General features: G+C 65.8%; 5 protein-coding genes. 2 read left to right on the top strand and 3 right to left on the bottom strand.

Annotation, left to right across the window (positions count from 1 at the left end):
* Window positions 1–64: 64 nt before the first annotated feature.
* Both ACLFRM_RS08920 and ACLFRM_RS08925 read right to left on the bottom strand, forming a co-directional pair.
* Window positions 65–691, bottom strand: a complete 627-nt coding sequence (locus ACLFRM_RS08920; protein WP_410755388.1) for a hypothetical protein — start codon at window positions 689–691, stop codon at window positions 65–67.
* A 186-nt stretch (window positions 692–877) separates the two neighbouring features.
* Window positions 878–1,513, bottom strand: a complete 636-nt coding sequence (locus ACLFRM_RS08925) for a GGDEF domain-containing protein (RefSeq protein ID WP_410755389.1) — start codon at window positions 1,511–1,513, stop codon at window positions 878–880.
* Window positions 1,514–2,019: 506 nt separating this feature from the next.
* Between ACLFRM_RS08925 and ACLFRM_RS08930 the strand changes: the two genes are divergently transcribed.
* The gene (locus tag ACLFRM_RS08930; protein ID WP_410755390.1) at window positions 2,020–2,274 is read left to right on the top strand and encodes a DUF4282 domain-containing protein; all 255 of its coding nucleotides are present in this window, start codon (window positions 2,020–2,022) and stop codon (window positions 2,272–2,274) included.
* 111 nt (window positions 2,275–2,385) lie between these two features.
* Here the strand turns inward: ACLFRM_RS08930 and ACLFRM_RS08935 are convergent, their stop codons facing one another.
* Window positions 2,386–3,516 (bottom strand): diguanylate cyclase domain-containing protein, encoded by a 1,131-nt coding sequence (locus ACLFRM_RS08935; protein WP_410755391.1) that lies wholly within the window; start codon window positions 3,514–3,516, stop codon window positions 2,386–2,388.
* A gap of 167 nt (window positions 3,517–3,683) precedes the next feature.
* Here ACLFRM_RS08935 and rlmM point away from each other — a divergent pair, with 167 nt between their 5' ends.
* Complete coding sequence (gene rlmM / locus ACLFRM_RS08940; protein ID WP_410755392.1) at window positions 3,684–4,751, top strand: 23S rRNA (cytidine(2498)-2'-O)-methyltransferase RlmM; 1,068 nt, start codon at window positions 3,684–3,686, stop codon at window positions 4,749–4,751.
* Window positions 4,752–4,881: the final 130 nt, after the last annotated feature.

A 4,881-nucleotide genomic window follows, 5' to 3' on the forward strand; every position in this document is an offset into this window, starting at 1 on the left:
ACAGGACGGGTGGCCGATGTCCGTCCGGTTCAGCTGGCTGCGCGCGCACTCACGGCCAGTGGCTTCAGCAACCGCCGCCATCACCTCCGCCGCCGGCACCACCCGCGCCACCACCACCTCCTCCTCGGCCAGGAAGAACCCAGAAGGTCAGATGCGCGGCCAGCAACAGGGGGTCGATGCGTATGGGCTGCACGGCGCTGATTTCGTAGCTGCGGTGGTCGTGCGGGTCCGAGTCGAGGCGGGCGATCAACTGGTTGTCGCACAGCCACTGGGCATTCAGGTCCGTGGTGAGGAAGCGCCGTTCGTATCGGGCCGCAACGGTGTACTGGCAGGAATCCAGCTCGAACCAGCCGGTGGGGCGTTGCCAGGAGTCGGCGTCCCGCCCCATGTCGATCCGCTTGCCGCCGGCCGAGTGCCAGCGCATGCGCTCGCGGCGTCCGGAGAAGTGCCGGAAAAAGTGGCCGAAGAATTCGGCGAGGGTGACATCGCCCGGGCTGCGCAATTCATAGCGTCGAAAGCCGATCCACAGTTGGGCACGCCCCCGTCGCGTCCCCATGCGACCGACTTCTTCGCCGTCGACGAGCACCACGCGGTCGGCGTGGTGAAACGGGTTGAGTGATTCCGTCACACCGGGATCGAGCACTTCGATCTTGCTGTTGGGGGTGACTTCGGTCGGGAGCTTCTCCGGCATGACTGACTCCTTGTCTGTGCCTGAAGGAGATGGATGTGCAACTACGGAGAGTGTGAGGTGATGGAAGGTGGCTCGCAACCCGAGCTCAAAGCAAGGGTGGGCGGACACCGAAAGGTATAGGCTTGCCGAAGGCGTCTCGGGAAAGGGGGGCGCGGAGAAAGGGGTCAGAACCCTTTCTCCCGGTGATCAACCGGACGACCGGTCGCCCCACTCCGCCTGCGCCGCCCGGCTCTCGTCGAGCGCGGCGGCCGCGCGGCCGACGGCGTCGTCGGCTTCCTCGTCCTCTTCACGAAATGCATCCACGCCCACGCTGACATCAAATCTCGTCGTCGCCGCGGCATCTTCGACCAGGAAATAGGCCGCCGCCAGGCGCAGCTTGTCGGCGACCGCCGCGGCGCCGGCTACCGGGGTATCGGGCAGGATCACGGCGAACTCGTGGTCGGCGATGCGAAACGACATGTCCATTCCGCGCAGCGTTTCGCGCAGGCAGTCGCCGAATGCGCGCAGGACGTGGTCTTCGGCCGACGGGCGTCGGTGGTCGATGAACTGCACGATGTCGAGCAGGATCAGGCTCACCGGCAGGTCGTTGCGCCGGTGCTGGCTGAACAGGGTGTCCAGCTGGCGCACGAAGTCGCGGCGATTGCCCAGGCCGGTGATCTCATCGATCAGTGCCTGCTGTCCCAGTCGCGCCCGCTCGCGCCCGTGGAGCAGGTCGAGTTCGGCGGCCATGGCGCGTACGCGCTCGACCAGGCCCTCGCGATCAAGCGAGTCGATATCCGCCAGCCAGTGCGCGGACGGGGTTGTGGAATGGGACTGACTCACGGTGGGCTCCTTCTTGGTTCGGCACGGCAAGGGGCTATGACCATAGCAAGTCCGGAGCGGGAAAGAGGGCACAACCGGTGGGTATGACCGATTGGCGGGCTGGCTTCAGGCGCGCAGTTCGTGATGAACGCCCGCCCCGCCACGACAGGTTCGGATCGGCCTGATCCAGTGTTCGCGAGCGCCCGAAACCGCGAGCTCTTGGCCGACGGTGATCGCATCTGGGCCTCGAGGGGCGTGGCGCGTCGGGAGATTCAGGGCCGCGAGACCCGGCCCCGATCCGATCGGCCAGTGGCTGTGGTAGGCTCGTCTGGAAGCATTCTGACAGGACGTCGCGGCGATCGGAATGGAATCGAGACTGGCCCGATGCTTCCCCCGCATGGCATGTGCAAGCCACTTGTCCGGACGCTCCGACCCGTTCCGTCATGGATGGTGTTGCAACCTTCCGCGCCATGATTGCGCCTGTCCTTCGTGCTTCAGATAACCAAGAACCGATAAGGACCAACTGCATGAAAGACCTGCTTTTCTTCGACAAGATGCTGACGCCGAAATTCATCACCGTCATCTACTGGCTGTTGCTGGCCGGCGTGGTGATCGGCGGGATCGGCATGATGTTCGCTGGCTACGGCGGCATGTCGTTCGGCTCGTTCTTCTCCGGGTTGCTGACCATCGTGTTCGGGGCGATCGGCGTGCGCATCTGGTGCGAGCTGATGATCGTGCTGTTCAAGATGAACGAGGCGCTCCAGGACCTTCGCCACAAGTAATTCGGGTTTCGGGGTCCCGGTTGTCGGGGCCTCGGAGAAAGCCGCAGTGGACCTTCATGGTCGCTGCGGCTTTCTTGTGCGCGCAGGCGCCACCCCCCTTCCCGTTGGCTTTCAGGCGATTTCCACGCGGTTGCGACCATTTTGCTTGGCCTGGTAGAGGGCGTGGTCCGCCTGGGCGATCAGCTTGTCGGTGGGGATGGTCTCGTCGTGGTTGGCAAGGCCGACGCTGATGGCGACGTCGAGTTCACCGGCAGTGGTGACGAAGGGCGTCCGGGCGACCACCCGGCGAATCTTCTCGGCAACCTGCATGGCGCCCTCTTCGTCCACGTCCTGGACCAGCAGGAGGAACTCCTCGCCGCCCCAGCGGGCCACCCGGTCCTCGGTGCGGACACACCGCTGCAGTCGACGGGCCAGCTCGACGAGAACCTCGTCGCCGACGTCGTGGCCGTATGCGTCATTGACCCGCTTGAAATGATCGAGGTCGGCCATCATCAGGGCGTAGGTCTGGCCGTGGCGAATCGCCCGGGCCCGCGCAATGCTCAGTTCGGCATCCATGGCGCGGCGGTTGAGCAGCCCGGTGAGGGGGTCGGTCATCGCGCTCTGTCGCAGTTGTTGTGCGGCGAGGAAGCTGGCTGTGTTCCCGCAGTAGAGCAGTTCCGCGATGATCCCGGCCACCACGACCATGATCGCCGGGTAGAACAGGGCGGGCGCCATCTCGCCCAGGGTGATGCCGTTGATCACGAGCAGGAGAGGTAGCGCGACCAGCAGGGGTAGGCCGAAGAGCAGGGGCAGGTCCCGCAGCCCCCGGGTGGCGGTGATGGAAACAACCGCAAGGTTGATGACCAGGTATTGGCCGGTGTAGAGGGCCGCTCCCCCTTCGATCGCCTGGCCCCGGGCGAAGATGGCCGCCGCCGCGGTCAACAGCGCTAGGGAAAACACTTGCAGCAGGGCGCGCGGCCAGTTCCCTTCCGGTCGACACCAGTGCAGCCCCAGGATCGCCAGCGACACCGCGATCACCGGCAGTCGCCAGAGGGCGTTGTACCACGCGACCCACTGGTAGCCGGGCAAAAGGATCTGCTCCATTGCCTGGGCGGCGGGCAGGATGATCAGTGCGCCAATGGCCGCCACCACGGCGATACGCCTTTCAGCCTCGCGTTGCTGGTGTCGAAAGGCCTCGTGGCAGGAACCGGGGAGCCGGGTGAACAGGTTGCCGAGAAGACCGTGAGACTGGGGGGTGGTCATGTGGCTGTGCCTCTGACGAGCGGACCGGGGCTCGCGAAGCCCTGATCCCAGCATCATGCATTCAATGCGAGGTCAGGAAAATGGTTCTGAGTCATTCAGGGCCAATCCGTCCGCTAGTGCGGCGCTGACGGATGGAATGCCGAGCGCATTCTGGCATGCTTCGCGCCATGTCTACCGAAACCCAGTTGTTGCTCCTCACCCGCGCCGGCTACGAGGGCGACTGTGCCGCCCAGGTGCAGGCCGTCGCCGCCGAAGCCGGGGTGCACGGCTTCTGCAAGGCGAAGCCCGATACCGGCTATCTCGCCTTCAGCGCCCACGACCCGCACGCGCTGGCCGCGTGGTTCGAGACGCTCTCCCTCGATGAGCTGATCTTCGCCCGGCAGGTGAATCTCGCCGGCGAGCCACTGGCCGACCTGCCGCCGGACAACCGTCTCGGGCCGATCCTCGCCGCGCTCGAGGGGCAGCCATTCGGCGGCGTGTACGTGGAGACGCCGGATGCCGAGGCCACCCGGCCGCTGATGCGACTGGCCCGTCAGTTCACCAGGCCGCTGGAGCAGTCGATGCGCAAGCGCGGCCTGCTCGAGCCGGGCAACCCGGACCTGCCAAGGCTTCACCTCACCTTTATCGATTCGACCACGGCGATCCCCGGCTGGTCGCACCCGGCGCAGGCCGCCCCCTGGCCCATGGGCATCCCGCGCCTGAAGATGGCGAGGGACGCGCCCAGTCGCTCGGCGCTCAAGCTCGAGGAGGCGCTGATCACCTTCCTCTCGCCCGACGAGCGCCGGAAGCTGCTGCGTGACGGGCTGGAGGCGGTCGACCTGGGCGCCGCGCCCGGTGGCTGGACCTGGCAACTGGTGCGCGACGGGCTGATGGTCACCGCCGTCGACAACGGGCCGATGGCCGAGTCGCTGGCGGCCTCCCACCAGGTCGAGCACCGTCGCGAGGATGGTTTCACCTTCCGCCCCGAGCGGCCGGTCGAATGGCTGGTGTGCGACATGGTGGAAAAGCCGATCCGCGTCGCGGCGCTGATGGCCGACTGGCTGGCGCGCGGCGACTGCCGGCGGACGATCTTCAATCTCAAGCTGCCGATGAAGAAGCGCCAGCAGGCGGTGACGGAATGCCGGGAGTTGATCGAGGACCGGCTGGTCGAGGCCGAGGTGCCGTTCGAGATGGCCATTCGGCAGCTGTATCACGATCGGGATGAGGTGACGGCGTATTTACGACGATTGTCGTAGAGGTCCGTCTTCGGGCGTGGTGGACGATTTCACGCGCACATTTGCGTAGTGCGCTTTTTTGCAGCGCCGTGCAGTGCGCGCGAGTCGATTTTCTTGCTTGTCCAAGAAAACCGACGAAAAGAAGACACCC

Origin of the sequence: Guyparkeria sp. (genome assembly GCF_046540515.1) — a bacterium.
Lineage (GTDB): Bacteria > Pseudomonadota > Gammaproteobacteria > Halothiobacillales > Halothiobacillaceae > Guyparkeria.